The sequence below is a fragment of the Faecalibacterium sp. DFI.5.82 genome, from assembly GCF_029076575.1.
GTDB lineage: Bacteria > Bacillota > Clostridia > Oscillospirales > Ruminococcaceae > Faecalibacterium > Faecalibacterium duncaniae.
This window is the reverse complement of the sequence record NZ_JARFIS010000005.1, coordinates 93,646-118,751: the sequence shown is the minus strand read 5'-3', so window position 1 is coordinate 118,751 and position 25,106 is coordinate 93,646. Positions and strand designations below refer to the sequence as shown.

22 protein-coding genes are annotated in these 25,106 nt (G+C 61.2%); 17 read left to right on the top strand and 5 right to left on the bottom strand.

What is annotated here, in order from left to right:
* The 6 genes from P0G09_RS08410 to P0G09_RS08385 all read left to right on the top strand — a co-directional run bounded on the left by P0G09_RS08410 (nucleotide 1) and on the right by P0G09_RS08385 (nucleotide 5,858).
* Nucleotides 1-558 (top strand): zinc ribbon domain-containing protein, encoded by a 558-nt coding sequence (locus tag P0G09_RS08410; protein ID WP_275252430.1) that lies wholly within the window; start codon nucleotides 1-3, stop codon nucleotides 556-558.
* A 34-nt stretch (nucleotides 559-592) separates the two neighbouring features.
* Nucleotides 593-1,183, top strand: a complete 591-nt coding sequence (locus P0G09_RS08405) for a hypothetical protein (RefSeq protein ID WP_275252429.1) — start codon at nucleotides 593-595, stop codon at nucleotides 1,181-1,183.
* A 24-nt stretch (nucleotides 1,184-1,207) separates the two neighbouring features.
* Entirely contained in the window at nucleotides 1,208-2,212 is a 1,005-nt protein-coding gene (locus P0G09_RS08400) for a 3'-5' exonuclease (RefSeq protein ID WP_275252428.1), read from the top strand.
* Between the two features lie 139 nt (nucleotides 2,213-2,351).
* The gene (locus P0G09_RS08395) at nucleotides 2,352-2,954 is read left to right on the top strand and encodes a VTT domain-containing protein (protein ID WP_117505552.1); all 603 of its coding nucleotides are present in this window, start codon (nucleotides 2,352-2,354) and stop codon (nucleotides 2,952-2,954) included.
* A gap of 422 nt (nucleotides 2,955-3,376) precedes the next feature.
* Nucleotides 3,377-4,774, top strand: coding sequence for a cysteine--tRNA ligase (gene cysS / locus P0G09_RS08390; protein WP_005930099.1), 1,398 nt, complete (start codon nucleotides 3,377-3,379; stop codon nucleotides 4,772-4,774).
* Between the two features lie 130 nt (nucleotides 4,775-4,904).
* A complete protein-coding gene (locus P0G09_RS08385; protein ID WP_275252427.1) occupies nucleotides 4,905-5,858 on the top strand; it encodes a hypothetical protein in 954 nt (317 codons plus the stop codon).
* Between the two features lie 74 nt (nucleotides 5,859-5,932).
* On the opposite strand, the gene P0G09_RS08380 is transcribed toward P0G09_RS08385, so the two are convergent.
* The 5 genes from P0G09_RS08380 to P0G09_RS08360 form a co-directional block, all read right to left on the bottom strand.
* Complete coding sequence (locus P0G09_RS08380; protein WP_005930092.1) at nucleotides 5,933-6,685, bottom strand: J domain-containing protein; 753 nt, start codon at nucleotides 6,683-6,685, stop codon at nucleotides 5,933-5,935.
* Between the two features lie 107 nt (nucleotides 6,686-6,792).
* The gene (locus P0G09_RS08375; RefSeq protein ID WP_156058907.1) at nucleotides 6,793-7,632 is read right to left on the bottom strand and encodes a DUF5685 family protein; all 840 of its coding nucleotides are present in this window, start codon (nucleotides 7,630-7,632) and stop codon (nucleotides 6,793-6,795) included.
* A gap of 3 nt (nucleotides 7,633-7,635) precedes the next feature.
* Nucleotides 7,636-8,031: a hypothetical protein gene (locus tag P0G09_RS08370; protein WP_156058909.1), complete on the bottom strand. Its 396-nt coding sequence runs from the start codon at nucleotides 8,029-8,031 to the stop codon at nucleotides 7,636-7,638.
* A 150-nt stretch (nucleotides 8,032-8,181) separates the two neighbouring features.
* Nucleotides 8,182-10,587 carry a glycoside hydrolase family 2 TIM barrel-domain containing protein gene (locus tag P0G09_RS08365; protein ID WP_275252426.1) on the bottom strand — a complete coding sequence of 802 codons (2,406 nt, stop codon included), beginning with the start codon at nucleotides 10,585-10,587 and terminating at the stop codon, nucleotides 8,182-8,184.
* A 159-nt stretch (nucleotides 10,588-10,746) separates the two neighbouring features.
* A complete protein-coding gene (locus tag P0G09_RS08360) occupies nucleotides 10,747-11,367 on the bottom strand; it encodes a flavodoxin family protein (RefSeq protein ID WP_035393384.1) in 621 nt (206 codons plus the stop codon).
* 196 nt (nucleotides 11,368-11,563) lie between these two features.
* Between P0G09_RS08360 and rsmD the strand changes: the two genes are divergently transcribed.
* From rsmD to P0G09_RS08305, 11 genes are all read left to right on the top strand, one after another.
* Complete coding sequence (rsmD, locus tag P0G09_RS08355) at nucleotides 11,564-12,133, top strand: 16S rRNA (guanine(966)-N(2))-methyltransferase RsmD (RefSeq protein ID WP_005930078.1); 570 nt, start codon at nucleotides 11,564-11,566, stop codon at nucleotides 12,131-12,133.
* Nucleotides 12,130-12,591 carry a hypothetical protein gene (locus P0G09_RS08350; protein ID WP_005930075.1) on the top strand — a complete coding sequence of 154 codons (462 nt, stop codon included), beginning with the start codon at nucleotides 12,130-12,132 and terminating at the stop codon, nucleotides 12,589-12,591. Before rsmD ends, P0G09_RS08350 begins: the two co-directional genes overlap by 4 nt.
* Nucleotides 12,592-12,865: 274 nt before the next feature.
* On the top strand, nucleotides 12,866-13,834 hold the full coding sequence (rsmH, locus tag P0G09_RS08345) for a 16S rRNA (cytosine(1402)-N(4))-methyltransferase RsmH (protein WP_005930069.1): 969 nt from the start codon (nucleotides 12,866-12,868) through the stop codon (nucleotides 13,832-13,834).
* Nucleotides 13,835-13,872: 38 nt separating this feature from the next.
* Nucleotides 13,873-14,361 carry a hypothetical protein gene (locus P0G09_RS08340; RefSeq protein WP_005930066.1) on the top strand — a complete coding sequence of 163 codons (489 nt, stop codon included), beginning with the start codon at nucleotides 13,873-13,875 and terminating at the stop codon, nucleotides 14,359-14,361.
* Between the two features lie 60 nt (nucleotides 14,362-14,421).
* Nucleotides 14,422-16,977, top strand: coding sequence for a penicillin-binding transpeptidase domain-containing protein (locus P0G09_RS08335; protein WP_275252425.1), 2,556 nt, complete (start codon nucleotides 14,422-14,424; stop codon nucleotides 16,975-16,977).
* Between the two features lie 14 nt (nucleotides 16,978-16,991).
* Entirely contained in the window at nucleotides 16,992-18,356 is a 1,365-nt protein-coding gene (murF, locus tag P0G09_RS08330) for a UDP-N-acetylmuramoyl-tripeptide--D-alanyl-D-alanine ligase (RefSeq protein WP_249259700.1), read from the top strand.
* A 9-nt stretch (nucleotides 18,357-18,365) separates the two neighbouring features.
* On the top strand, nucleotides 18,366-19,409 hold the full coding sequence (locus P0G09_RS08325) for a glycosyl transferase family 4 (protein WP_275252424.1): 1,044 nt from the start codon (nucleotides 18,366-18,368) through the stop codon (nucleotides 19,407-19,409).
* 13 nt (nucleotides 19,410-19,422) lie between these two features.
* Complete coding sequence (locus P0G09_RS08320; RefSeq protein ID WP_275252423.1) at nucleotides 19,423-20,697, top strand: FtsW/RodA/SpoVE family cell cycle protein; 1,275 nt, start codon at nucleotides 19,423-19,425, stop codon at nucleotides 20,695-20,697.
* 12 nt (nucleotides 20,698-20,709) lie between these two features.
* The gene (murG, locus tag P0G09_RS08315) at nucleotides 20,710-21,837 is read left to right on the top strand and encodes an undecaprenyldiphospho-muramoylpentapeptide beta-N-acetylglucosaminyltransferase (protein ID WP_156068967.1); all 1,128 of its coding nucleotides are present in this window, start codon (nucleotides 20,710-20,712) and stop codon (nucleotides 21,835-21,837) included.
* Between the two features lie 36 nt (nucleotides 21,838-21,873).
* Nucleotides 21,874-23,511: an FtsQ-type POTRA domain-containing protein gene (locus P0G09_RS08310; protein ID WP_275252422.1), complete on the top strand. Its 1,638-nt coding sequence runs from the start codon at nucleotides 21,874-21,876 to the stop codon at nucleotides 23,509-23,511.
* A gap of 15 nt (nucleotides 23,512-23,526) precedes the next feature.
* Nucleotides 23,527-25,005: a UDP-N-acetylmuramoyl-L-alanyl-D-glutamate--2,6-diaminopimelate ligase gene (locus P0G09_RS08305; protein ID WP_098923478.1), complete on the top strand. Its 1,479-nt coding sequence runs from the start codon at nucleotides 23,527-23,529 to the stop codon at nucleotides 25,003-25,005.
* Nucleotides 25,006-25,106: the final 101 nt, after the last annotated feature.

Below are 25,106 nucleotides of genomic sequence, written 5' to 3'. Positions count from 1 at the left end.
ATGAGTAACTTTTGGAAAGCAGTTGCAGCTGTGGGTGTTGTTGGAGCGGTTTTACATGCATCAGCTAAAAATGTTGAGCAACGAAAAATAGAAAATGCTGAGGAAGAACGAAGAAAATCGGCAGAATGCATTTTTGATGATGGAATAACTCAAGAAGAATTTGAAGTAATTGCGAAACGCGCTGGTAAGGGCATTAAACGTTTGTCTGAACTGAAAGTAGATGAAATGGTTGTTATAGGAACAGTTCATTCGCAAAGCGGGATTACAGATTGGAATTTTAAGATTGACTTCAGCGACTATGGACATTTGACGGGAAAGTTTTGGATGTCGACAGATAATGATGATTCGGAGATTCCGCGAACAATTGCAGGAAGAATAAGCGACGCAATAAAATATTTCCCGGAATGTGTTGACGATGCCTTTGAGGAGGAGCTTGACAAACTTGAGGAAATAAAAGGTGAGAAGAAAAAGCGGTCAGAACGGTACTGCCCATATTGCGGAGAGAAGCTTGTCGGAGCAGGAGCACGATTCTGCGGGTATTGCGGAAGTAAAATATAGGGCGTGAGTGTTTTCAAAGAGTGGGAGAACAAACATGAAAACGGTTAAACTGGTTTGCCCAAGTTGCAGTGCGGAAATGGAAGTGGATGAAGAAAAACTGCTTTTATATTGCCCTTACTGTGGAAAAAAGTTACAAATGGATTTTCCGCACATAGACGAAGTTTTCAAAGAAAAAGAAAAAACAAAAAGATCCAAAGAGAGAACTGAGCGGGTTCGAATGGAACACGAGTACAGAGAAAGGACGAGACAGCAAGAGTATGAGCAGGCCAGGGAAAACGAAAAAGCTGGCTGGAAAGTGTTGATAATATTATTTCTGCTATCGGGACTTCTTTTTGTGGGAGCCGAAGTTGGAAACATGGTTCACCGTGCAAACGGTGAAGTTAAAGCGCCAATATCCGGAACAGAAGAAAGTTTAAAAGATTTGGATTATGAAGATGCAAGGTTGCTGTTTATAAGCGAGGGCTTTGAATACGTTCAGCTTGTAAACAAGCATGATTTGATTGTAGGTCTCTTGAAAAGAGAAGGGAAAGTTGAGTCGATTTCGATAAATGGTGAAACGAACTTTAGTAAGGGAAGTTGGTTTCCACCGGATGCAATAGTGAAAATTACATACCACGGATTTTGATTGATGAGAGGAACACAAACAACAATGCCACGCAATCTGGTTTTATTTGATCTGGAATGGAACATCGGCTATAAGCCGTACACCTTTAATTATCATGGCGTGCAGCAGACCTTCCGGGGCGAGATCATCGAGATCGGCGCGGTGAAGATCGACGAGGATGCCAACGTGCTGGATACCTTCTCCATCCACCTGCGGCCCCGCATTTTCCGCACCCTGCAGCACCACATCGCCAAGGTGACGGGCCTGACCCAGGCCGACCTGGACCGGGGCGAGCCCATCGTGCAGGGGCTGCGCCGCTTTATGCAGTGGTGCGGCCCGGATGCCGAGTTTGCCGAGTGGGGCATGGATGATGTGCCGGTGCTCAAGCAGAACCTTTTCCTCTGCAATCTGGACGAGAGCCGCCCCACCCAGTGGTATGATCTGCAGCAGATCTTCCTGCGGGAGCACCCCCGCAAGGAGGGCGAGGGCATGACGCTGGAAAGCGTTGTGACCCGGATGGGCATCCCGATGGAGCGCCCGTTCCACGATGCCCTGTCCGATACCCTTTATACCGCCGATGTCTGCCGCAAGCTTGACCTGCGGGCGGGTCTGGCGGCCTACCCCACCGAGGAGGAATCCCTGCGGGCAAGCCTCTGCCCCGCCCCCGGCGATTACCGGGACTTCCGGGTGTTCCGCGGCTATGTGGAGCAGTCCACCTGGCGCAGCGACCCAAAGATCATCACTGCCAGCTGCCCGGTGTGCGGCGGGGATCTGCAGCCGGACGATATCTGGCTGAAAAAGGGCAACAGCGGCTGGTATACTCTGTCGGTCTGCCCTGCCTGCGCCGGTACCGGCAATGAGGCCGGAAAGGGCGTATTCCAGCGCTATAAGCTGGCCCGGCGGGACGGCCTGCACTGGAGCTTTGCCCGCTGCGTCCAGATCCCGGACGAAGCCGGCCTTGCCCGCTGGGAACGGATGCGCACCCAGCAGATCGAGCGGATGCAGGCCCGGGCCGAAAAGGCCGCCGCTGAAGCCGCCGGAAAAGCATAAAGATCCCCGCCCTGTGCAGGAAAGGCCCCCGCAGTCTCGTAGTATAGGTGATATGACAAAAAAAGCTCGTATTTTGTTCACGGGCGTGTCATAGAAACCGGATATACTAAAGAAAAATGAGAGGGAAGGAACACGCGGGATGGAAATGACGATGATAGGCTGGCTCCACCAGCTGGGAACGCTGGAATTTTGGGAGGCCCTGCTGGAAGGCTTTGGCGGCCTTGGCCCCATTGCGCCCGTGATCCTTGCGATGGTGGAATCCTTTTTTCCGCCGCTGCCGCTGATCGCCATTGTGGCGCTGAATGTTGCGGCCCACGGCGGGCTTCTGGGCTTTGTGTACAGCTGGGCCGGGGTGATGCTGGGCGGCACTGTGATGTTCCTGCTCTGGCGGCGTGTCGTCAAGCGTTTTTTCTGGAAATTTGCCCGCCGCTCGGCTAAGCTGCAAAAGGCGGAGCAATGGGTCAGCCGGTTCGACACCGCGTCCCTGTTCATGCTGTCGCTCCTGCCCTTTACGCCCTCGTCCTTTATGCACTTTGCCTTTGGCATCTCTGATTTTGACGAGAAGCGCTACCTTGTCACCATGCTGCTGGGCAAGGGCGTGATGGTGGCCATGATGGCCCTTTTCGGACAGTCGCTGGTGTCTGCCATGAAGAACCCGTTCTACCTCGTGCTTGCCATCGCCATCTGGGCGGGAATGTACTTTGCCAGTAAGCACTTCTGTAAAAAGCACGAGATCGATTGAATCGGGGCAGGGGGCTTCTGAAATGCCAGTGCCTGCGTTCTGCTTGACTTCTCCCCCCGGCCCAGCTATAATACAGATGTATCAGGAAAAATGCGTATACCCGGGCAGAGTAGCGCAAAGGTGAGCTGGACAGAGAGAACGGGCCGTTGGCTGGGAGCCTGTTTGCAGCAGCATGTGTGAAGTGCGCCCGGACAGCACGCCGCGGGAAACCTGCTGGGGAGTATCGCGGCGCGGCAGCCGCCGTTATCGGCTTTGAGCGACAAACAGAAGTGGAACCGCGATTTTGAAAACCGCCTTCGATGTGATATGGGAGATTGTATCACATCGGGGGCTTTTTTACTTCTCTGTTTTCGTAAGTCAGCGAAGCGAGACTGAGAGGTTCTGCTGCGGCTTTTGTTTGCCCTACAAGAAGGAGAGTTCTTATGCAGATTTTCAACACCCTGACCCGCCAGAAGGAAGAGTTTGTGCCGCAGGTGCCCGGCGAATACCGCATCTATGTCTGCGGCCCCACCGTTTACAACTATATCCACATCGGCAACGCCCGCCCGCTGATCGTGTTCGATACCCTGCGCCGCTATCTGGAATACCGCGGCAACAAGGTCATCTATGTCTCCAACATCACCGATATTGATGATAAGCTCATCAAGAAGGGCCAGGAGGAGGGCACCTCCATGAAGGAAGTGGCCCAGCGCTTTGAGGCCGAGTACCTCAAGGATGCCGCCGGTCTGAACTGCAAAAAGCCCACCGTCCAGCCCCGTGCAACGGAGCACATCCAGCAGATCCTGGACATCGTCAAGGACCTGATCGATTCCGGCCACGCCTACGTTGCCAAGAACGGGGATGTCTACTTCCGCGTCAAGAGTGACCCGGAGTACGGCAAGCTGAGCCACCTCAAGCTGGACGATCTGGAGAGCGGCAACCGTGAGCTGCGCAGCCAGATGGAGGATGACCTGAAGGAAGACCCCGCTGACTTCGCCGTCTGGAAGGCTGCCAAGCCCGGCGAGCCCGCCTGGGAAAGCCCCTATGGCATGGGCCGCCCCGGCTGGCATATCGAGTGCAGTGCCATGAGCCGTACCCATCTGGGCAAGACCATCGACCTGCACTGCGGCGGTCAGGATCTGATCTTCCCCCACCACGAGAACGAGATCGCCCAGAGCGAGTGCGCCAACGGCTGCGAGTTTGCCCACTACTGGATGCACAACGGCTTCATCAACGTGGATAACCAGAAGATGTCCAAGAGCCTGCACAACTTCTTCACTGTCCGCGATGTGGCAGACCTCTACGGCTACGAGCCCATCCGCTACTTCATGCTGACCGCAGGCTACCGGATGCCCCTGAACTACACCGTGGACCTCATCGAGAGCTGCAAGAACAGCCTGGAGCGCCTTTACACCTGCCGCGAGAACCTCGATTTTGCCCTGAGCAAGACCGCGTTCGGCACCGATGAGACCCTGACTGCCAAGGCCGACGAGGCCCGCGCCAAGTTCTGCAAGGCCATGGACGATGACCTGAACACCCCCGATGCGCTGGCTGCCGTGTTCGATCTGGTCAAGGAGATCAACACCCTGTCCGCTGCCTCCTCCAAGGCTGCGCTGGAGGCTGCCGCCAAGGCGTTCGATGAGATCACCGGCGTGCTGGGCCTGATGTATAACCGCAAGAAGGACGAGGTGCCCGCCGAGGTGACGGAGCTGGTGGAAAAGCGTGCCGCCGCCAAGAAGGCCAAGGACTGGGCCGCTGCGGATGCCATCCGTGCGCAGCTCACCGAGATGGGCTGGGCTGTCAAAGATACCGCCCAGGGCCCGCAGCTGAGCAAAATTTAACTTGAATCCCGTTATTGACCTGTACGGTACAATGCGGTAAAATGAGGGTGCGGGAACACTGTGCTGTGTGTTCCACGCACCCTTATTTTTGCATGATACAAGAACCTATATAAAAGGAGGTCTTTGGCTGATGAAAACCAAACGGCTGATCTCATTGCTGCTGGCGGCAGTGTTCGCCCTGAGTGCGGCGGCCACACCGGCGCTGGCGGCTTCGGCGGGCAGCGAACTGCCTGACCTGACCACCGCAGGCGTGGATGAGAACAACAGCGTTGTCTCGATCCGCCTGACCGCAGACGGGGACTTGACCTATGGCTCCCCCTTTACCCTGAGCGTCCAGACCACCCCGGCAGATACCCAGTATATCGGCGTGGTGATGGGCACCAGCGGCGAAGCGCAGGGCTATGTGACCCTGATTCTTTCGGGCAAGATCCGCACCCTGCTCAAAATGATCCCCCTGCCGAAAAAGATGTCGGCGAACCCTGAGCAGGAAGAGGAGTTCAACATCTACGCCTACATCAAGCAGCTGATCGATGGCAACGACGTGAGCGTGCTGCTGCGGGTGGCTGATGAAGTGGTCTCTGTGATGGATGTCCTGAAATTCTACATCCCCACGCTGAAGGATGTCTCCACCGGCATGAAGCTGTCGCTGGAGCTCATCCGCAAATATCTGCCCGAGGGCGTGTTCAGCCGCATCTATCTGGACGAGCAGCCCACGGAAGCCGGCAACTATGTGGGCGGCGCTGTGGCGCTGGAATCCGGTGATGTGAACACCGCCGGTATGGCGTTCTTCCGCATCAAGCCCAAGAGTGCGGGGGTGCGTGTCTACTGGGCACAGGAGCTCCCCGCCAGTATGACTGCGGCGGAAGCCCAGAACTACAACGTCACCGCAGTGGTCGAAAGCGACGGCCAGGTGGTCGAGGGCGGCAAGGTGACCTACACCTATAAAAAGAAGAGCGGTCTCTTCGATTTCCTGGGTACGACCCAGAGCGGGTTCCCCACCGAACCCGGCGAGTATGTCCAGACGGCCAAGGCCGCCGGAAACTACTCCAGCAGCGAGATCAGCCGGACCATTGTGATCCAGTAATCAAACAGCAAAAATCCCTCCCTGCCACGCCGGCAGGGAGGGATTTTTTAATTGTCCTTATATCATTTTTGTGCTTACATCCGGAACCGCCAGCCCCAGCCGCCGCCACAGCAGCAGTTGCACAGCAGGTTGAGCAGGATCATGCTCCAGCACCAGCGCATCAGGCCGCCGGGCTGGGCGTAGGTGGTCTGGGTGCGGTAGGTGCGGCCCGGGTCCTGCAGATTGCGCAGGTTCATCTGGTACTCGGTGTTGCCGGGCTCCATCTGGGCGGCGCGGCGGGCATCCTGCAGGGCATCGATGCTGTTGCCCAGGCCCTGATTGGCCAGCGAGGAGAGATAGTACCACCGGGCGGTGCGCACGGTGATGCCGTCCAGCACGCGGCGGGCCTCGGGGTAGCGCTGGTTGACGATGAAGTTGCGTGCGGCCTGCATCTCAGGCGTGTCTGCACCGTTGTAGCCGGGGCCGCGCTGCTGCTGATAATTGCCGCCAAAGCCAAACCCGAACCCGAAGGGGTCATAACCGAAGCCGAAGTCTCCGAAATCCCCGTTGGAGTAACCGTTCTGCTGGTACCCCTGCTGATAGCCGCCGTAGGAGGGGCCGCTCTGCTGGCCGTAGGCACCGCCGTAGCCGCCGCCCATCTGGGGGCCGGTCTCGCCCTTGGTGATGGCATCGTATGCCGCCTGCACCTCCTTGAAGTGCTCTTCGGCGGTGGGGTCGTTGGGGTTCAGGTCAGGGTGCCAGCGCTTGCACTTGGCACGGTAAGCCTTTTTGATCTCGTCTTCACTGGCACCGCGCTGGATGCCCAGAACCTCATAGGGGTCTCTCATCGGTCTACTTCCTCACGTCTCTATTACCATCTGTGCGGCCATTGTGCCGCACAAGCAATCTTTAGTGTACAGGACTGGAACGGAAAAATCAAGGAAAACCGCCGGGATCAGGCGGTTTTGTCCTTCTTTTTTGCATTTTTGCAGTGATATTTGAGCCACACGCCCGAATACAGGATGTTGCGCAGAAGGTCAACGTCCTCCACACAGGGCAGGCGCTCAAAGCTGCGGGCGCAGTTGGCCAGCAGCAGCTCAAAGATCTCCCGCATCTCTTCCTCGTACCCGGGCTCTCTGCTCAGGGTGCGCAGGGGATTGTATGCGCCCTTGCGCTCGTCCCGGGCCAAGTCGTCGTAGGCATCCAGCAGGTAGATATACTTGCCCAGATTGAAGCCGATGCTGCGCAGCTCCGGCGACCAGTGGTCCTGCCTGTAATCGAACAGCTCGGCCATCAGTTCCCCAAAGCAGCCGGAAACGGCATCCAGATCCTCGCTGCCCTCGGCTTCGTACCGGGCCAGCCGATCCAGACAGGTGCGGATGGCGCTGCACTGGCGGGGCCAGCGGGCGGCGGCCTGCTGCGTGGGGGCAGCAAGCAGCTTTTCAAAGCCCAGGCCCAGCAGGCTGTGGTCATCGTTCCACTTGTCCTGCGCGTTGTAGTAGTGCAAAGCCACGCTCAGGTCCGCGCAGTAATCGGTGGGGCCGCTGGAACGCCACTCCACCTTCCGGATGGGGTGGATGGGGCAGTGGTCACAGCCTGTCGCACAGGCGCTTTCGCCCTCATACAGGCTGCACAGCAGCAGATCCAGAAAGGTCAGGTCATAGCTCAGGGTCAGCCGCCCCCGGGTGCCGTGCAGCGCGCCAATGCGGCGGCAGAGCCCGCAGTAGGCCGCGCGGTACCGCGCCTGTGCCTCCGGGCTGAGTGCGGCCTGATTCGGGATAACATATCCGAACATGGCTCAGCTCTTCTTGATGAACTGGGTGCCGCAGCGGGGGCAGGAGATCTGGATGCGGCCGCGGCCGCGGGGCACGCGCAGCTTCTGGCGGCACTGGGGGCAGCGGTAGTAGTGATAGACCCTGCGGTTGGCCCACTGCTCTTTCCAGCCTTTGAACTTGTTGTCCACCCGGTCCTTCAGGGTGTAGAACTTGTAGTTCTCCTCGGTGCGCTTGGAGATGTTCCGGCTGAAGGTGCGGTAGTAGCAGAAGATCAGCAGGGCCGCGCCCAGATAGGTGAACAGGTTGACCCGGCTGATGATGGCGATGAGGAGCAGCACCAGCGAGGCAATGCTCAGGAATTGGTTCAGGCCATCGGTGCCATAGCGGCCGATCATAAACTGACGAAGTTTCTCTCTCATAGATTTCCGGTCCTTTGTCCTCAAGAATAACCCTCTCAGCCACGCGGACGCATGGACGGAGAGGGCGTTTGATTGTTCACAACAATAGAATATCAGCCAACCATGATAAAACTTTGAACAGATTGCAAATCTACCATGAAAGGACGAAATTTAATTGGCATTCTCTGCACCGGAGCGCTTGCGCACGGTCAGGGCGGCCTCCACATCCAGCGCGCCCTCCATCCGGCAGTGCAGCACGGCACGGCCTGCTTCACCGGTGGTGGCAAGGTAGGTGCCCGCCATGCCGCCCCGCAGGGGGACGATGGACGGGCCCAGGATCTTTACCGGGCCTTCCACGCTGAGCTGAACGGCTTCGCCGCAGTAGGGCAACAGGTTGCCGTTCTGGTCGATGGCCCGCAGGCTGACCGCCGCGCAGTCCCAGGTGGGGCCGTCGGTCAGGATGGGGTTGTGCACCACGCATTCCAGCCGGACCGACTGCACCGGCTCCTTGACCACGGTGCGGACGGTGCGCCCGTGCCAGACTGCCTCAAACCGGTAAACGCTGGACGGCCCGCCCAGCACGCCGATGTATTTGTAGTACATCCGGAGCAGGTCGTTTGCGCTCAGCCGCAGGGAGAGCATCCGCGCCCGGGAGAGAGGCGAAAGGTTCAGAGCGTCCCGGCGCATCTCGTTGAGGATGGCCGCCACCTGCGGGGCCGTGCTCTGGTCAAGGCCCTCATACTTTTCCAGCAGGGAGCCGACGAAATCCTGGATCTCGATGGGCGGGTGGGGCAGGGCGGCAAAGCGGCCCCGGCGGTCGGGGGTGAACTCGGCAATGAAATCGTTGCCCCGGTAGAGGCGGACGCTCTCGGCGTTGGTGAACACCCAGCAGGCCCCGGCAAAGCCGCCGGGGTGGTCGCCCAGCGCCATGCTGGAAGAGACCTCGAACACCACGTCCGAAGGGGAGCGGGGCGTTTTCTGGCTTGCGTAGACGGCGGCAGAGAGCTTCGGGTTGCGGAACAGGTCCGTCACGCCGTGGTAGCAGATGCGGTCGCCGCTGCCGAACTCGCGGTGGGTGTTGTAATCGGCCATGCACCAGCCAAGGGCACCGGCCACGCCCTGCTGGGCAATGGCATCGTTGAGGACGGCGGCGTGGCGCAGAGCCTGTGCCAGCCGGTGCGGTTCGTCGTCAAAGGCTTTGGCCGGGAACTGCTGGCCCCCGAACTCGCTGATGAGGTAACCCTTGCGCAGGTCAGGCGTAACGGCAGACCGGGGCTCGCAGCCCGGGCCCCGGCCGGAGTAGGAGTAATCGTTGTAGGCGTAAACATCCTCGAGCAGCTGGCTCTTGCGGGCAATCCGCACGCCGCCGGTGGGGCGGGTGGGGTCCAGCCGATGGACGGCTTCGTTGGTGCGCTTGTAAAAGGTCTCGTTGTCGGAACTGCCGTTCACCCGCACGCCCCACAGGAACACGCTGGGGTGGTTGCGGCACTGGCAGACCATCTCGCGGCAGTTCTGCAATGCCTGGGCCTGCCAGGCTTCATCCCCGATGTGCTGCCAGCCGGGCATCTCCACGAACACCAGCAGGCCCAGCTCATCGCAGGCATCCAGAAAAGCCGGGCTCTGGGGGTAGTGGCTGGTGCGCACTGCATTGCAGCCCAGCTGCTTTTTCAACAATTGGGCATCCAGCTGTTGAATGCTGTCCGGCATGGCATAGCCCTGATAGGCGTAGCTCTGATGCCGGTTCAGGCCCCGCAGCTCCACCCGCTGGCCGTTCAGATAAAAGCCCCCGGCCACGAACTGGATGGTGCGGAAGCCGAACCGGGTGCTCTTTTCGTCCAGCACCCGGTCGGGCAGGCCGCTGGTGCCGGGCCGGATGAGCCGGACGGTCAGGGTATAGAGGAAGGGGTGCTCCACGCTCCAGGGGTGCACGCCGTTCAGGGTGCCCACAATGGGCAGGCTGAGCTCACCGCTGTACAGGGCTCTGCTCCCGGCGGGGCTGCGGATCTCGGCCTGCAGGGTGCAGCCGATGGTCTCGCCCACTGTGGAGGAATAGATGCGGAAATCGCCCTCGGCCTGCGCCTCGATGAAGATGTCGCGCAGGTAGGCGGGCTCCTTCACGTCCAGACTGACGGCCCGGTAGATGCCGCCGTAGGTCAGAAAATCGATCTGCCCGCCGAAGGGAGGAATGTTCAGGTCCTCCCGGCTGTCGCACCGGACAGCCACCACATTTTTTTGGCCCAGCAGCAGCGATTCGGTCAGGTCCACAGTAAAGGCGGTGTAGCCGCACCCGTGGTGGAACACCCGCCGCCCGTTGCAGAACACGGTGGCATCGTGGGCCACGGCTCCAAAGGTCAGCAGCACCGTGCGGCCCTGCCACTCTTTGGGCGCAAAAAACTCCCGCCGGTAGCCGGACACCCGCTGGTATTCGTTCTCGTTGCAATAGTTGTAGGGCAGCGTTTTGACCGTGTGGGGCAAGCGCACCGGCTCCAGCTCCACCCCGGTGCATTCGGGGCGGACGATGGCGGGATCAAAGGTGGGGGCAAACAGCCAGCCGTCGTTCCAATCGTAGTGTTCCATAGCCTGTCTCCATCGCTCTGCACAAAAAAATTCTTGCCCTTATGCTACCACAAAGTTGTGAACGAAAAAAGCACTCGCTCCCTTATTTTTTCCGTTTTTGCAGAAAAAGCTGTTAAAATCAAAAAAGCCCCCGCCGGGCAGGCGGGGGTGACATGAAACTCAGCGGATGAAATTGGTCATGGGGCGGCGGGGATTTTCGGGGTGGGTGATGCCGTTTGCCTTGCCCAGTTCGATGCACTTGAGCAGCCAGGCCATGTTCCGGCCCAGCTCCCGCATCACGGCGCAGCCCTCTTCATCCTCCAGCACCTGCTCGGGCTTGGAGCCGTGAACCATGGGCCAGTAGGAACCGCTGACCAGCGGCATGTGGAAGAACTCGGGGTACTTCACCAGCTGGTCCAGCGTGGTGGTGGTGCCGGCGCGGCGGGCCGAAGCGCAGATGGCGGCAGGCTTGTAGGCCAGATACTTGCCGCCCGCGTAGGCCAGACGATCCATGAAGCTGGTCATGTTGCCGGAGGCGGACGCATAGTGGACAGGTGTGCCGAACACAAAGGCATCGGCAGTCTTGGCCTTTTCGATGGCCTCGTTGACCACGCCGCCGAACACGCAGCCCTTACCGGCGGCACAGCCGCCGCAGCCGATGCAGCCGCCCACCGGCTTTGTGCCGACGTTCAGGATCTCGGTCTCGATGCCGCTGGCGTTCAGCTCCCCGGCGATCAGGGACAGGGCGGTATAGGTGCAGCCCTTCTCGTGGGGGCTGCCGTTGATGAGCAGGACTTTCATAAGCAGATACTCTCCTTTTTTGGCAAAACGCGCCGCACATGGGGCGCTTTGCCCTGATTTTAGCACAATTGCACCCTGAGTGCAACGCGCGCCCTTGACAAAGAGTTGCGTTTTGACGATAATATGGAGATACGAAAACACGAAACAGCTGCTGGCCGGGCAGGGGGCCCGGACAGCGGGAGAAGGAGGCAGATACATGCGCGTTATTGCAGGAGAAGCACGGGGCCGCAGGCTGGAAGCCCTGCCCGGCACCGAGATCACCCGCCCGACGATGGATCAGGTCAAGGAGGCCATGTTCAGCATCGTCCAGTTCGACCTGCCCGGTGCCCGGGTGCTCGACCTCTACGCAGGCAGCGGCCAGCTGGGCATCGAGGCCCTGAGCCGGGGTGCGGCCCGGTGCGTGTTCCTGGACGAGAACCGGGAGGCCGTGAACATCGTGATGAAGAACTGCAAGAACTGCGGCGTGTTTGACCGCAGCCGGGTCAACATCGGCGAGGCAGCACGGTATCTCTCCGCCTGCCATGAGCAGTTCGACATCGTGCTGCTGGACCCGCCCTTCCACACCGGAACGCTGGAAAAGATCTTGCCCGGCGTGGACAAATGCCTGGCTCCGGGCGGCATCGTGATCTGCGAGAGTGAGACCGGCCTGGTGCTGCCTGCCGAGGTGGGCGGCATGACCCTGAAAAAACAGTATAAATACGGCAAAGTCCTGCTGTGGAAGTATGGTAAGCCCCGGCAGAGCACCGGAGAGGGAGATGCGGAATGAACGTAAACGAGCTTTTGGATACCATTGAGGATACGCTGGAGGAGAGCGCCGGAATGCCTCTTTCGGGCGGCAAGCGCATCGTGGATGTGGAGCAGATCCGGGATTATCTGGACGAGATCCGCCAGAACCTGCCTGTGGAGCTGCGGCAGGCCCAGTCCATTGTCAGCGACCGTGCCCAGCTCATCGAATCGGCCAACGCACAGGCGCAGGCCATTGTAAAAAAGGCCGAGGAGCGCGCCCGTGTGCTGGTGAGCGAGGCCGAGATCGTCAAGGCGGCCCAGCAGCGCGCCGGAGAGATCGTCTCCGCCGCTCAGACCGAGGCCCGCACTGTCCGCCAGACCGTGACCGACTACTGTGATAATATGCTCAAGACCACGGAAGAGACGATGGCGGAGAACGCCGCACAGGTCAAAAATGTCCGTGCAAACCTGCGCCAGAGCCCCAGGAAACAGCTCTGATGCGGGAATGTGAATTTTCCCGGTGAGAGCTTCCGGCCCCTGCAAGCAAAAACGACGGCTTGCAGGGGCTTTTTTTGGTACATTTTGAGAGAAAAAACAAAAGGGAAACTCTTGCAATCAGGGGCCTGTTTTGTTACAATAAAATTGTATCCTCAAGGCTGACCGGGCCACAAACTCCCGGCAGGCCGCAGGCCGCTTTCCCGGGCAGCAGCTCCGGGCAGAAAAGGGCGGCAGATGCAGGATCTTATCTGAGTTTTGAAAGGAGGCTGGGAACATGGACACAGAAAAAACAGCACAGCCCTTTGACCCGGCCTCGTTTGAGCATGTCCCGGTGCTGCTGAACGAGTGCCTGGACGGCCTGAAGATCGACCCGGCGGGCACCTATCTGGACGGCACGGCGGGCGGCGCGGGGCACTCCCGCCAGATCGCCCTGCGGCTGAACGGCGAGCAGGGCGGCAGGCTCATCTCGCTGGATCAGGACCCCGATGCCGTGCAGACGGCCCGGGCCCGGCTGGCGGGCCTGCCTGCCACCGTGGTGCAGATCAACTTCCGCTATGCCGGACAAGCTCTGGAGCAGCTGGGCATTGAAACGATCAACGGCGCGCTGCTGGATCTGGGCGTGTCCAGCCATCAGCTGGATGACGCGGCCCGGGGCTTTTCCTACCGGGCAGATGCCCCGCTGGACATGCGGATGAGCCAGGAGGGTGAGACGGCCGCCGATCTCGTGAACAGCGAGAGCCGGGAGGAGCTGGCCCGCATCCTGCGGGATTACGGCGAGGAGCCCTTCGCCTGGCAGATCGCGGGCAGGATTGTGGAAGCCCGGGAAACTGCCCCCATTGAAACGACATTGCAGCTGGCGGATATCGTGGCCAGCGCCATGCCCCCGGCGGAGCGCCGGAAAAACAAAAACCCCTCCCGCCGCACCTTCCAGGCACTGCGCATTGCGGTAAACCATGAGCTGGACGCACTGGAAGAGGGGCTGGACACCATTTTTGCGCATCTCGCACCGGGGGGAAGACTTTGCGTGATCACCTTCCACTCGCTGGAGGACCGGCTGGTCAAAAACAAGTTCCGCCGCTGGTCCACCGCCTGCACCTGCCCGCCGGAGTTCCCGGTGTGCGTCTGCGGCGGCAAGGCCAAGGCAAAGCTGATCACACGCAAACCCATTGAAGCCAACACGCAGGAGCTGGAAGAGAACCGGCGCAGCCGCTCGGCCCACCTGCGGGTTTTGGAAAAGATCTGAGGGCGGCAAAGCCCCGGAGATGTGAGGAGGAGATCACCATGGGTCAGGCAGCATACGATATGACAGAGGTTCGGCGCAGAAGAGCGCCGCAGGCACAGCCCAAAGTCCCGCTGCGGGTAGAAAAGGGCGGCAAAAAGCGGCTGAACCCCGTGCGGGCCGCCATGCAGCACGCGCTGCAGCTGGTGGGCGCGGCTTTGCTGGTGGGCTTTGCGGTAAGCCTGCTGTGGAGCGAGGCACAGCTGGTGGAGCTGAACTCTCAGATCCAGAGCGCCAAGGCAGAGCTTGTGAGCGAGCAGAGCCAGTATACATACTACAACAGTGCCCTGAACAGCCGCACCAACATCACAAGTGTTGAGGAGACCGCCACCCGCTTGGGGCTGATGAAGATCGACCAGAGCCAGATCACCTACATCCGGCTGGATGAGGGCAGCGTTCTGGTGCGCAAGGCATCCGCTGTGCGGCAGTGGTCGGATCTGCTCCACGATGGGGCAATGACCATTCTTGCCTCTGTCAGAACGGCAAAATAAACCAAACAACGAAAAGCGTGCGGCAGCGCACGCTTTTTCGGTTTTCTTCGGGAGTACGCAATGCAAACACCATCCTCCAATCCCAAAAAGAACAGTGCCCGCCGCCGCAGTGCGGACCCGCACGCACGGCTCAGTGCCCGGCTGCGTCATATCAGCTTTGGTGCCGCCGTGCTTCTTGTGGTGGTCGCCGCGCTGACCGTGATCTACAGCCTGTACAAGATTCAGATCCGCGACGGTGCCACCTACCGCCAGTACGCCGCCGAGCAGCAGCTGCTGGACAGCACCATTCAGGCCACCCGCGGTGAGATCTACGACACCAGCGGCATCACGCTGGCTTCCACCAGCGTGGTCTGGACCATCTGGGCCGACCCCTCTTACAGCACGGCCCTGTATACCACCACCACCGATCAGGATACCAAGGCGGAGACCCGCACCATCGATGAGGCCGCCATGAAGGAGGTCTGCACCCAGATCACCCTGCGCCTGCTTTCGGGCGATGGCGAGAGTCTGGACAGCGTGGACACCACTTCGGCAGAGTACCAGACCCAGTATCAGGCGGTCTGCGATGCCCTCTCCCAAAACGAAAGCTCCTATCAGGTGCTGGCCACCAAGGTCAACAACGCCATCAAGCTCTCCATTGAGGAATACGTCAAGACCTACAACAAGGCCCACAGCAAGAGCGGAAAATCCGCCGGTGCACTGGAAAAGATCCTGGCCAAGCTGGGCCTGGGCCAGCAGGAGAGCGACGACGGCACCCCCACTGTCCGCAAGGGGCGGGTGTCGGTGTCGGCCTCCAAGGGCTTCCAGCGGGATTACCCCTACGGCCGCTTTGCCGCCGCCGTGCTGGGTTTCTGCAATGCGGATGGTCAGGGCGTGTACGGTCTGGAAAACTCCTATGAGTCCACGCTGGCCGGTGTGAATGGCCGCACCATCACCCTGCGCAACGCCTACGGCAACGCCATTGCCGATGAAAACGCCACCACCTACGCCGCCAAGGACGGCTCCAATCTGGTGCTCTCGCTGGATGTGAACATTCAGGAGGTGGTGGAGCGCTACCTGAACGAGGCCGTGGCGGCCAACACCGTTGAGAACCGCGGCTGCGCCATTGTGATGAATGTCAAGACCGGTGCCATCCTTGCCATGGCCTCCAAGCCGGACTTTGATCCCAATGACCCGCAGGATTTCAGCGCCAATCTGGCCTACCTGACGGAGCAGGTGCAGGCCGAGCCGGAGCTGTACACCATCTACAAAAAAGATGAGAACGGCAACTACCTGAGGGACGAGAACGGCCAGAAGATCGCGGATGCGGAGGCCGACTACACCGGCACCTACCGGGATATCCAGTGGAAGAACAAGACCATCACCGAGCTGTACTACCCCGGAAGCGTGTTCAAGGTCATCACCGCCGCCATGGGTGTGGACAGCGGCAAGGCGACCTATTACACCACCCTGAACTGCTCCGGCGCGTACAGTGTGGCAAAGCAGACCTACCACTGCGCCGGCAGAAAGACGCACGGGGCCCAGAATCTGGCCGAGGCCCTGCGCAACAGCTGCAACATCTACTTCATCCAGCTGGGCCAGCGTGTGGGCTCCAGCCTGTTCTATGATTACTTTGATGCCTTCGGCTTTACCGAGCGCACCGGTGTGGACCTGCCCAATGAGACCAGCTTCATGCAGTATTACAGCAAGAGCCGTCTGGGCGAGGTGGAGCTGGCCTCCTCCGCCTTCGGTCAGGCCATGGCCGTGACCCCGCTGCAGGTGTGCACCGCCATCTCGGCGGCAGTCAACGGCGGCTATCTGGTCACCCCCCATGTGGTGGATAAGATCACGGACCAGAACGGCAATGTGGTGCAGGAGATCGGCACCAACATCCGCCGTCAGGTCATCAGCGAGAGCGCCAGCGAGACCATCCGCCAGATCATGGAGTTTGAGGTGGGCGACGGCACCCAGGGCGGCGGCGGCAACGCCTACGTTGCAGGCTACCGCATCGGCGGCAAGACCGGCACCACCGAGCAGCTGAACATGGACCGCCGCGCCGACGGCGACTACAAGAAGGTGGCATCCTTTGCGGCTGTCCTGCCCGCCAACGACCCGGAGATCCTGGTCTATGTCATGCTGGACGACCCCAACAATGCCCGCACCGACTATTCGTCCATTCTGGCTGCCCCTGTGGTGGGCAACATCATCAGTGAGATCGCGCCCTATCTGGGCATTGCCACCGATGGCGTGGACCGCAGCGGCACCACCGTCAAGGTGCCCAACCTGACGGGCAAGGAGTGGAGCAACGCGCAGGTGCAGCTGAACATCAAGGGTTTGAAGCATCAGCTGGCTGAGAGCGAATCCGACCAGACCGCCGCCCTTGTTACCTACCAGTACCCCCGCGCGGGGGCAGAGGTGCCCTACGGCACCACTGTTTATCTGTATACCGATACCTATGAGGGCAAGCACGCCGAGGTGCCGGACGTGACCGGCAAGAGCGCGGACTTTGCCCGGCAGATGCTGAACGCCGCAGGGTTCAACTGCACAGTCGAAGGCTCCGGCACGGTCCAGAGCCAGAGTGAGGCACCCGGCTCCAGCGTCCAGCAGGGAACCATCGTACATCTGATCTGTGGATAAAGGGGAATGAGAGTATGGAAGCAATTGCAGCAAACATCCTGTTGGAGGGCCTGGCGGTCAACGCGCTGGCCCAGTGCGAGACCCCGGTCACGCTGGTGACCACCGACAGCCGTGAGGTCTGCCCCGGGTGCATCTTTGTGGCGTTTCCGGGCGAAAAATTCGACGGCCATGATTTTGCCGCCAAGGCGCTGGAAAACGGCGCGCTCTGCGTGGTGCTGAACCACCCCGTGGAAGGCGTGCCGGAGGAGAAGAGTGTGATCTGCCCGGACAGCTACCACGCCATGATGGTGCTGGGTGCCAATTATCGCAGCCAGTTCCACCCCAAAGTGGTGGGTGTGACCGGCAGCGTGGGCAAGACCACCACCAAGCAGATGACCTACGCCGCCATTGCAGGCTTTGGCAGTACCATCAAGACCGAGGGCAACCAGAACAATGAGCTGGGCCTGCCCCGCACCATGTTCCGCATCGGCAAGGAGACCCAGTACGCCGTGGTGGAGATGGGAATGAGCCACGCCGGGGAGATCGAGCGCCTGAGCAAGTGTGCCCGCCCGGATGTGGGCATCATCACCTGCATCGGGGTGTCCCACATCGGCAATCTGGGCAGTCAGGAGAACATCTGCAAGGCAAAGCTGGAGATCTGCGCCGGTCTGCCGGAGGGTGCTCCGCTGGTGCTGAACGGGGACGACCCCTTCCTGCGCAAGGCCGTCCTGCCCGACCATGTCCGTCCGGTCTGGTTCAGCCTGGGCGATGAGAACGCTGATGTCTGTGCCCTGTCCATCCAGCAGGATGAAAAGGGTATGAGCTTTGTGCTGGAGGATCACGAGGAGGGGACTTTCCTCGTAAAGATCCCCGCCATGGGCCGGCACAACGTGGCCAACGCACTGGCTGCCTACTGCGCCGCCACCCGTCTGGGGCTGAATGCCCGCCGGGTCATTGCCGGTCTGGCCGACTTTGAGCAGACCGGAATGCGCCAGAAGGTGGTGCACGTCAGAGGTGTGGATGTCATTGAGGATTGTTACAACGCCAACCCCGACAGCATGAAGGCCGCGCTGGCCATGTTCAGGGAATATCCCTGCAAGCGCCGCTTTGCCCTGCTGGGCGATATGCTGGAGCTGGGCGATATCAGCCGCGCCGCTCACGAGGAGGTGGGCCGTCAGGCCGTGGAGAACAAGGTGGACTACCTCGTCACCTATGGCGAGCAGGCCAAGCGCATTGCCGTGGTGGCTGCTGCCAAGGGGCTGCCCACCCTCCATGCCGACACCTACGCCCAGGCCGCCGAGACCCTGCTGAACAAAATGCAGCCCGGCGATGCCCTGCTGGTCAAGGCCAGCCGCGGCATGGCACTGGAAAAAGTGCTGGAGATCTTTTACAAGGAGTAACATCGAGCTATGATTCGTTTCGCCTTGATCGCCGCCTCAACGCTGGGGTTCTTCCTCACGGCGGCGCTCGGGAATCTGATGGTGCCGCTGCTGCGGGCGTTCCAGGGACGCTGGGATGAGCCCAAGGCCCGGCAGGCACCATCACCCAAGCAGGAAGCGCCGGATGCCGAGCCGGAGCGCCCGCCGCAGGCTCCCACCATGGGCGGGCTCTGCCTGATGGTGGGGGTGCTGGCTGCTGTGGGCGTGGGCTGGACAGCCGCCTGTGTGGCTCAGCCTGAGCTGCTGGGGGCCGAGAACCTGTTCTCGGTCCGGCTGCTCACAGCGCTGCTGGGAGCTTTGCTCTTTGGCGGCGTGGGTCTGCTGGAGGATCTGGCCCGCATCCGCAGCCGTTCTGTGCTGGGCCTGCGGCGGCACACCCGCCTTGGGCTGGAAGCCGCTGCCGGTGCCGTGGTGCTGGTGCTGCTGGGAGCCAAAGGCTGCCTTGCAGCCGGGATCACCCTGCCGGGTGTGGGCTATGTCGATCTGGGCATTGCCGCCCCGCTGCTGTGGGAAGGACTGCTGGTCGCACTGGCCGAGTGTGCCCGCATTGCCGATGGCATGGACGGCATCGTCTGCGGTACATCCTTTGCGGCCATGCTGGGCCTGATGGGGGTGATGACCCTGCTGGGCTGGTTCCCGCTGGGCGTTCTGCCCGCTGCGCTGGCCGGTGCCCTGATGGCATTCCTGCTCTGGAACTTCCCTCCCGCAAAGCTGCGGCTGGGCAGCGTGGGCAGCCTGTTTCTGGCCGGGATGCTGGGGTGCGTGCCCCTGTGCATCGGCTGGCCTGACCTTACCCTGCCGCTGGCCCTGCCCTTCTGGCTGGAGGGCGGAATGGTGGCTCTGCAGATCCTGGTCTGCAAGGCCAGCCGGGGCCGCAGGCAGCTGTTCCGCTCGGCACCGCTCCACCGTTGGCTGGAGCTGCGGGGCCAGAGCGCGGAACAGATCTTTTATACCTTTTGTGTCATTGCCATGCTGGGCGTGGCGCTGACCGTTCAGCTGGCAAAAATCAGTTAAGGAGGGGTGCAGTTTGGCAACACTCCGCAGAAAAAAAGCAGAGCCGTTTTCCGTCTTTCAGCGGGATCCCGGCCCCTGGCCGCCCATCCTGCTCAACTGGATGGCGACCCTGGCCATCATCATGGTGTTCGGGCTGGTCATGCTGTTCAGTGCAAGCTATACCACGGGCTATCTCCGCTTTGGGGACAGCTTCCATTACATCAAATCCCAGCTGCTCTGCACGGTGCTGGGCCTGGGCATGATGTTCCTGTTCTCCTATTTTGACCACCGTTTCCTGCGCAGAATGGTCAAGCTGGGCTATGTTGTCTGCCTGATCCTGCTGGTGCTGGTGCTGTTCAGCAGCCCCATCAACGGCTGCCGCCGGTGGATCAGCTTCGGAGGCCTGACCTTACAGGCCTCCGAGGTGGCAAAGTTTGAGATGATCCTGCTCACGGCAGACATCGCCGCCAGGACCCCGCAGATCAAATTCGGCGAGGTGCCCCTGCGCAAGTGGGTCCACCACAGCATCGTGGTGGAGCTCATCCGGCCCATCCTGTGGCTGGTGCCTGTCCTGATCCTGCTGGTGCTGGAACCCCATATGTCGGGCATCCTGCTGACCACGGCCATCGTGGGCACCATCCTGCTGCTGGGCGGCAGCGGCGGCATCATTACCTGGGGCTGCGCCGGTGCCGCACTGTTCCTGCTGGAGACTTTGCTGAAGCATGTGGACTCCATCGACTACCTGCAGAGCCGTCTGGACGGCTGGACGCAGGATCTTGACCGGATGACCAGCCAGACCAAGCAGAGCCTGTACGCCATTGGCTCAGGCGGTGCCACGGGGCTGGGCCTTGGCAACAGCATCGAAAAGCAGCTCTGGCTGCCGGAGAGCACCAACGACTTTATCTTCAGTGTCGTGTGCGAGGAACTGGGCTTCGTCGGCGCGGTGATCGTCATCGTGCTGTTCGTCCTCTTTCTGGTGCAGGGCTTCTGGATCGCCTTCCATGCCGAAAACCGGTTCTGCACGCTGGTGGGCATCGGCATCATGGCGCAGATCGCCTGGCAGGTGTTCTGCAACATCGCCGTTGTCACCAACACCCTGCCCAACACCGGCATTTCGCTGCCCTTCTTCTCCTCCGGCGGCACCAGTCTGATCCTGCTGCTGGCCGAGATGGGCGTTATGGTCAATATCGGACGCAACGGCGAACGGGCCCGTCTGGAACGGGAGGAAGCCCACGCCGAGCGGGAGCGCCAGTGCAAGGCAAAGACCATTGTGCTGGATACCGCGCGCAGAACGCAGACAGAACAGTAAGGAGGAACCAAGATGCGTGTACTCATTGCAGCCGGCGGCACTGCCGGCCATATCAACCCGGCTCTGGCCATTGCGGGAGCCATCAAAAAGGCCGACCCCACCGCCGAGATCCATTTTGCGGGCCGGAAAGAGGGTATGGAGTACCGTCTGGTCACACAGGCGGGCTATCCCTTCCATCACATCGAGATCACCGGCTTTCAGCGGAAGCTGAGCCTGAACAATATCAAGCGGAATCTCATTACCCTGTGGAATCTGGCACTCTCCGGCCCCAAGGCCAAAAAGATGATGAAGGACATCCAGCCCGACCTGGTCATTGGCTGCGGCGGCTATGTGTCCGGCCCGGTGGTGCGCTGCGCCGCCAGACAGGGCATCAAGACCGCCCTGCATGAGCAGAACGCTTTTCCCGGCGTGACCAACAAGCTGCTGGCCCCGGATGTGGACATCGTGTTCGCCGCCGTGCCCGCCGCCGTGGAAAAGCTGGGCGCACCCGAAAAGACCATCGTGGTGGGCAATCCCGTCCGGCCTGAGGTGTTCACCCAGGCGAAGAACCGGGAAGCCATCCGTGCCGAACTGGGCGCGGGCGACCGCACCGTGATCCTCTCCTTCGGCGGCAGTCTGGGTGCCCGCCGCGTGAACGAGGTGGTGGCCGACCTCTGCGCATGGGAGCAGAAAAACCACAAGCCCGTCCTCCATCTCCATGCCACCGGCCAGTACGGCGTGCAGCTGTTTCAGGATCTGGAAAAGGAAAAGGGCTTTGCCCCCGGCGAGAGCCTTGTGGTGAAGGAATACATCAACAATATGCCCGAGCTGCTGGCTGCAGCGGACCTTGTCATCAGCCGCGCCGGTGCCCTGACACTGGCCGAGCTGGAGGCTGTGGGCCGTGCCGCCGTGCTCATCCCCAGCCCCAACGTGGCAGAGAACCACCAGTATTACAACGCCATGGAGCTGCAGAAGGCCGGTGCCGCTGTGGTCATTGAGGAAAAAGACCTGACCGGCGAAAAGCTGGTGCAGACCGTTTCCGGGATGCTGGCCCAGCCCGGCAAGCTGGCTGAGATGGGCCGCAATGCCCGGAGCCTGTCGGTGGACGACAGCCTGGACCGCATTGCGGATGCCCTGCTCAAGCTGGTCAAGACCCCGTAACGGAAGGAAAAAACAGAGGAAAGGAGGTGCAGCCGGATGCCGCAGAATGACCGGAACAGCCGGAACCGCAAGCGCCGCCGGGCCTACGATCAGGCCCGGGATGACCGGCGCGGCGGGCAGAGCACCCAGCGCCGCAGCAGCGCGGGTGCTGGCAGTGACCTGGGGTACAGCGGGTACGCAGGATATTCCTCCGGCGGCCACCCCATCACGAACCCCAATTATGATCCCGATGCGCCCCGCCCCAGCCGGTATACGGAGCGCACGGTGAACTACGGCTCCTACCCGGATAACAGCATCACCTTTCCCACCGGCGGGCGGAGCAGCCAGAGCGGCGCACAGCGCCCCCGCAGCGGGCAGAGCGGCCAGCGGCGCACCTCCGGGGGCAATCAGCGGAACCGCCGCCCGTCTGGCGGCCAGAACCGGAACGCCCAGCGCCGCCCGCAGAACGCCCAGAGCCGCAGCGGCCAGCGGATGCGGCCGGTGCAGGGGCAGAACGCCCGGCGTGACCCCGTCCGGCGGGAGGGCAGGAAAAAGCGGAAGCTGACCCGGGCCGCCATCCGGCGGCGCAGGCTCATGCGGCGGCTCACGGCCCTTGTCATGCTGCTCTGCGTCATCGGCGCGGGAGTCTACCTCACCGTGACGATGCTGTTCAAGATCAGCTCCATTCAGGTGCAGACAGCAGACGGTGTGGTGCAGGAGGCCGGCGGCTATACCAGCGACCAGATCCTGCAGGCGCTGGATGTCCATCCGGAAGAGAATATCTTCAGCTTTGACCCCGGCAGCAAAGCCGCCGCGCTGGAAAAGGTGTTCCCCATGCTGGAGGATATCCGGGTGGAGCGGGATTACCCCGGCACCGTGGTGGTGCGGGTAACAGAAGCCCAGCCTGCCTGGGCCATGCAGACCTCCTCCGGCTGGCTGACCCTCTCGGGCGGCCTGAAGATCCTGGAAAAGGATTCTGCCCAGCCTGCCGGTCTGCCCACCCTGTACGGCGGCGAACCGGTCTCTGCCGAGCCCGGCGAACAGCTGACCTTTGCGGCGGAGCCCAAGGCTGACAGCACCCCGGACAGCGCCGCCGACAGCAGCGCCTCCGGCACTGTTGAGGAGGAGGCGGACCAGCGGCTGGAAAGCCTGAACACCCTGCTGGCCGCACTGGATGCCGCAGGCATGAGCGCCGACGTGACCCGCATCGAGTTTGCGGATGTGGACGAGATGGCCTTCCTCTATCAGGACCGCATCAGCGTCTGGCTGGGCACCCTGAACGAGCTGGAATATAAGCTCAAGCTGGCAAAGCACGTCCTGCTGAATGAGGACGGCAAGGGCTGTGCCGCAACCGACACCGGAAAGCTGGACTTCACCCATATCAGCATGTCCAGCACCCGCAAGTTTACCTTTGCACAGGGCGAGCCGGAGCTGCCCTCCGGCTACATCTTGCCTGAACCGGTGGAGGAAACACCCGCCGAAGAAGGTGTGACCGGTGAGACGGCAGAAGGCACGGCCACAGACGACACCGCCCCGGCAGAGGGCGAAGCCGCTGCAGATGCCGCTGCCGAAACACCAACGGATACCGCCGCGGCCCCGGCAGAGCCCGAGGCCGGACCGACGGCACAGCCGACTCCCGACGAAGGAACGACCCCGGCGGCGGGCGATGCAAACCAAACCCAAACGACCCAATGAGGAGCGTGTAATGTTATGAAGCTGGAACAATTACTGGAAGGTGTGCCCTTTACGCTGGTGCAGGGCAGCCTGGATACCGAAGTGCAGGACATCATCTACGACAGCCGGAAGGCGGCCCCGGGCCTTGCCTTTGTCTGCATCGTGGGCACCCAGCGTGACAGCCACGAGTTTGCCGCGGACTGCGCCGCCAAGGGCGTGAGCGTGCTGGTCATCCAGCATGACATCGACCTTTCTGCCATGCCCGGTGTGACCGTGGTCAAGGTGGAGAGCAGCCGCTATGCCATGGCGCTGATGAGCGGCAACCTCTTTGGCAACCCCTCCCGCCAGATGACCATGATCGGCGTGACCGGTACCAAGGGCAAGACCACCACCACCCACATGATCAAGAGCGTGCTGGAAGCTGCCGGGAAAAAGGTCGGCATGATCGGCACCAACGGCATCTATTTCATGGGCCGTCATCAGGAGACCGCCAACACCACCCCTGAGAGCTACGAGCTGCAAAAGACCTTCCGCCAGTTTCTGGACGCAGGCTGCGATGTGGCCCTGATGGAGGTGTCCAGCCAGGGCCTGATGATGGACCGTGTGGCGGGGGTGCACTATGATATCGGCGTGTTCACCAACCTTTCCCCCGACCACATCGGCCCCGGTGAGCACAAGACCTTTGAGGAGTACCGCAGCTGGAAGGGGCAGCTCTTCCGGCGGTGTGATGTGGGCGTGGTGAACATCGATGACGAGAACACCGAAGCCCTGCTGGAAGGCCACACCTGCAAGCTGGTGACCTATGGCCGCAGTGAAAAGGCCGACTACCGCGCCGAGGGCTGTGAGCTGCTGCGCACCCACGATTTTCTTGGCGTGGCGTTCCACGTTTCCGGCAGAGACAATATGGATGTCAGGGTGAACATGCCCGGCGAGTTCAGCGTCTACAACGCGCTGGCTGCCCTGGCCGTGGGCAAGGTGCTGGGCCTGCCCGATGCCGCCATCCATGAGGGTCTGGGCAAGTGCGTGGTCAAGGGCCGCGTGGAGCTGGTGCCCATCAGCAAAAAGTTTACCATCCTGCTGGACTACGCCCACAACGAGGTCTCCACCGAGAGCCTGCTCACCACCCTGCGGGCTTATCACCCCCACCGGCTGGTGGTGGTGTTCGGCTGCGGCGGCAACCGCTCCAAGCTGCGCCGCTACGGCATGGGCGAGACCTGTGCCAAAATGGCGGATTTCTCCATCCTGACCGAGGACAACAACCGCTTTGAGAAGATCGAGGACATCCTCGCCGATATCCGGGTGGGCATGAACAAGGGCAACCCCGATGCCAAGTTTGTGGAGATCCCTGACCGTCTGGACGCGCTCCACTACGCCGTGGATCACGCCCAGGAGGGCGACCTGATCGCCGTCATCGGCAAGGGCCACGAGACCTACCGCGACCGTGAGGGCGTGAAAACCCCCTTCCTGGAACGGGAGCTGCTGGAAGAATACGCCCAGCAGATCGGGTTGGAATAAACAACAAAAACGCGCTGTGTCGTTGGACACGGCGCGTTTTTTGCTTCTGCTTTGGCACGCAGGCCTTCGGCTCAGCAGGATCGAATTTGCAGGCGGCCGGC

What these genes read in the sequence shown, in the direction of transcription:
- P0G09_RS08340 (WP_005930066.1), top strand. Translation starts at nt 13,873, where the DNA reads ATGGGTCAGGCAGCATACGATATGACAGAGGTTCGGCGCAGAAGAGCG.
- rsmD (WP_005930078.1), top strand. Translation starts at nt 11,564, where the DNA reads ATGCGCGTTATTGCAGGAGAAGCACGGGGCCGCAGGCTGGAAGCCCTG.
- P0G09_RS08400 (WP_275252428.1), top strand. Translation starts at nt 1,208, where the DNA reads ATGCCACGCAATCTGGTTTTATTTGATCTGGAATGGAACATCGGCTAT.
- murF (WP_249259700.1), top strand. Translation starts at nt 16,992, where the DNA reads ATGGAAGCAATTGCAGCAAACATCCTGTTGGAGGGCCTGGCGGTCAAC.
- P0G09_RS08325 (WP_275252424.1), top strand. Translation starts at nt 18,366, where the DNA reads ATGATTCGTTTCGCCTTGATCGCCGCCTCAACGCTGGGGTTCTTCCTC.
- P0G09_RS08350 (WP_005930075.1), top strand. Translation starts at nt 12,130, where the DNA reads ATGAACGTAAACGAGCTTTTGGATACCATTGAGGATACGCTGGAGGAG.
- P0G09_RS08365 (WP_275252426.1), bottom strand. Translation starts at nt 10,587, where the DNA reads ATGGAACACTACGATTGGAACGACGGCTGGCTGTTTGCCCCCACCTTT.
- cysS (WP_005930099.1), top strand. Translation starts at nt 3,377, where the DNA reads ATGCAGATTTTCAACACCCTGACCCGCCAGAAGGAAGAGTTTGTGCCG.
- P0G09_RS08305 (WP_098923478.1), top strand. Translation starts at nt 23,527, where the DNA reads ATGAAGCTGGAACAATTACTGGAAGGTGTGCCCTTTACGCTGGTGCAG.
- rsmH (WP_005930069.1), top strand. Translation starts at nt 12,866, where the DNA reads ATGGACACAGAAAAAACAGCACAGCCCTTTGACCCGGCCTCGTTTGAG.
- P0G09_RS08405 (WP_275252429.1), top strand. Translation starts at nt 593, where the DNA reads ATGAAAACGGTTAAACTGGTTTGCCCAAGTTGCAGTGCGGAAATGGAA.
- P0G09_RS08370 (WP_156058909.1), bottom strand. Translation starts at nt 8,031, where the DNA reads ATGAGAGAGAAACTTCGTCAGTTTATGATCGGCCGCTATGGCACCGAT.
- P0G09_RS08310 (WP_275252422.1), top strand. Translation starts at nt 21,874, where the DNA reads ATGCCGCAGAATGACCGGAACAGCCGGAACCGCAAGCGCCGCCGGGCC.
- P0G09_RS08335 (WP_275252425.1), top strand. Translation starts at nt 14,422, where the DNA reads ATGCAAACACCATCCTCCAATCCCAAAAAGAACAGTGCCCGCCGCCGC.
- P0G09_RS08380 (WP_005930092.1), bottom strand. Translation starts at nt 6,685, where the DNA reads ATGAGAGACCCCTATGAGGTTCTGGGCATCCAGCGCGGTGCCAGTGAA.
- P0G09_RS08395 (WP_117505552.1), top strand. Translation starts at nt 2,352, where the DNA reads ATGGAAATGACGATGATAGGCTGGCTCCACCAGCTGGGAACGCTGGAA.
- P0G09_RS08375 (WP_156058907.1), bottom strand. Translation starts at nt 7,632, where the DNA reads ATGTTCGGATATGTTATCCCGAATCAGGCCGCACTCAGCCCGGAGGCA.
- murG (WP_156068967.1), top strand. Translation starts at nt 20,710, where the DNA reads ATGCGTGTACTCATTGCAGCCGGCGGCACTGCCGGCCATATCAACCCG.
- P0G09_RS08410 (WP_275252430.1), top strand. Translation starts at nt 1, where the DNA reads ATGAGTAACTTTTGGAAAGCAGTTGCAGCTGTGGGTGTTGTTGGAGCG.
- P0G09_RS08360 (WP_035393384.1), bottom strand. Translation starts at nt 11,367, where the DNA reads ATGAAAGTCCTGCTCATCAACGGCAGCCCCCACGAGAAGGGCTGCACC.
- P0G09_RS08385 (WP_275252427.1), top strand. Translation starts at nt 4,905, where the DNA reads ATGAAAACCAAACGGCTGATCTCATTGCTGCTGGCGGCAGTGTTCGCC.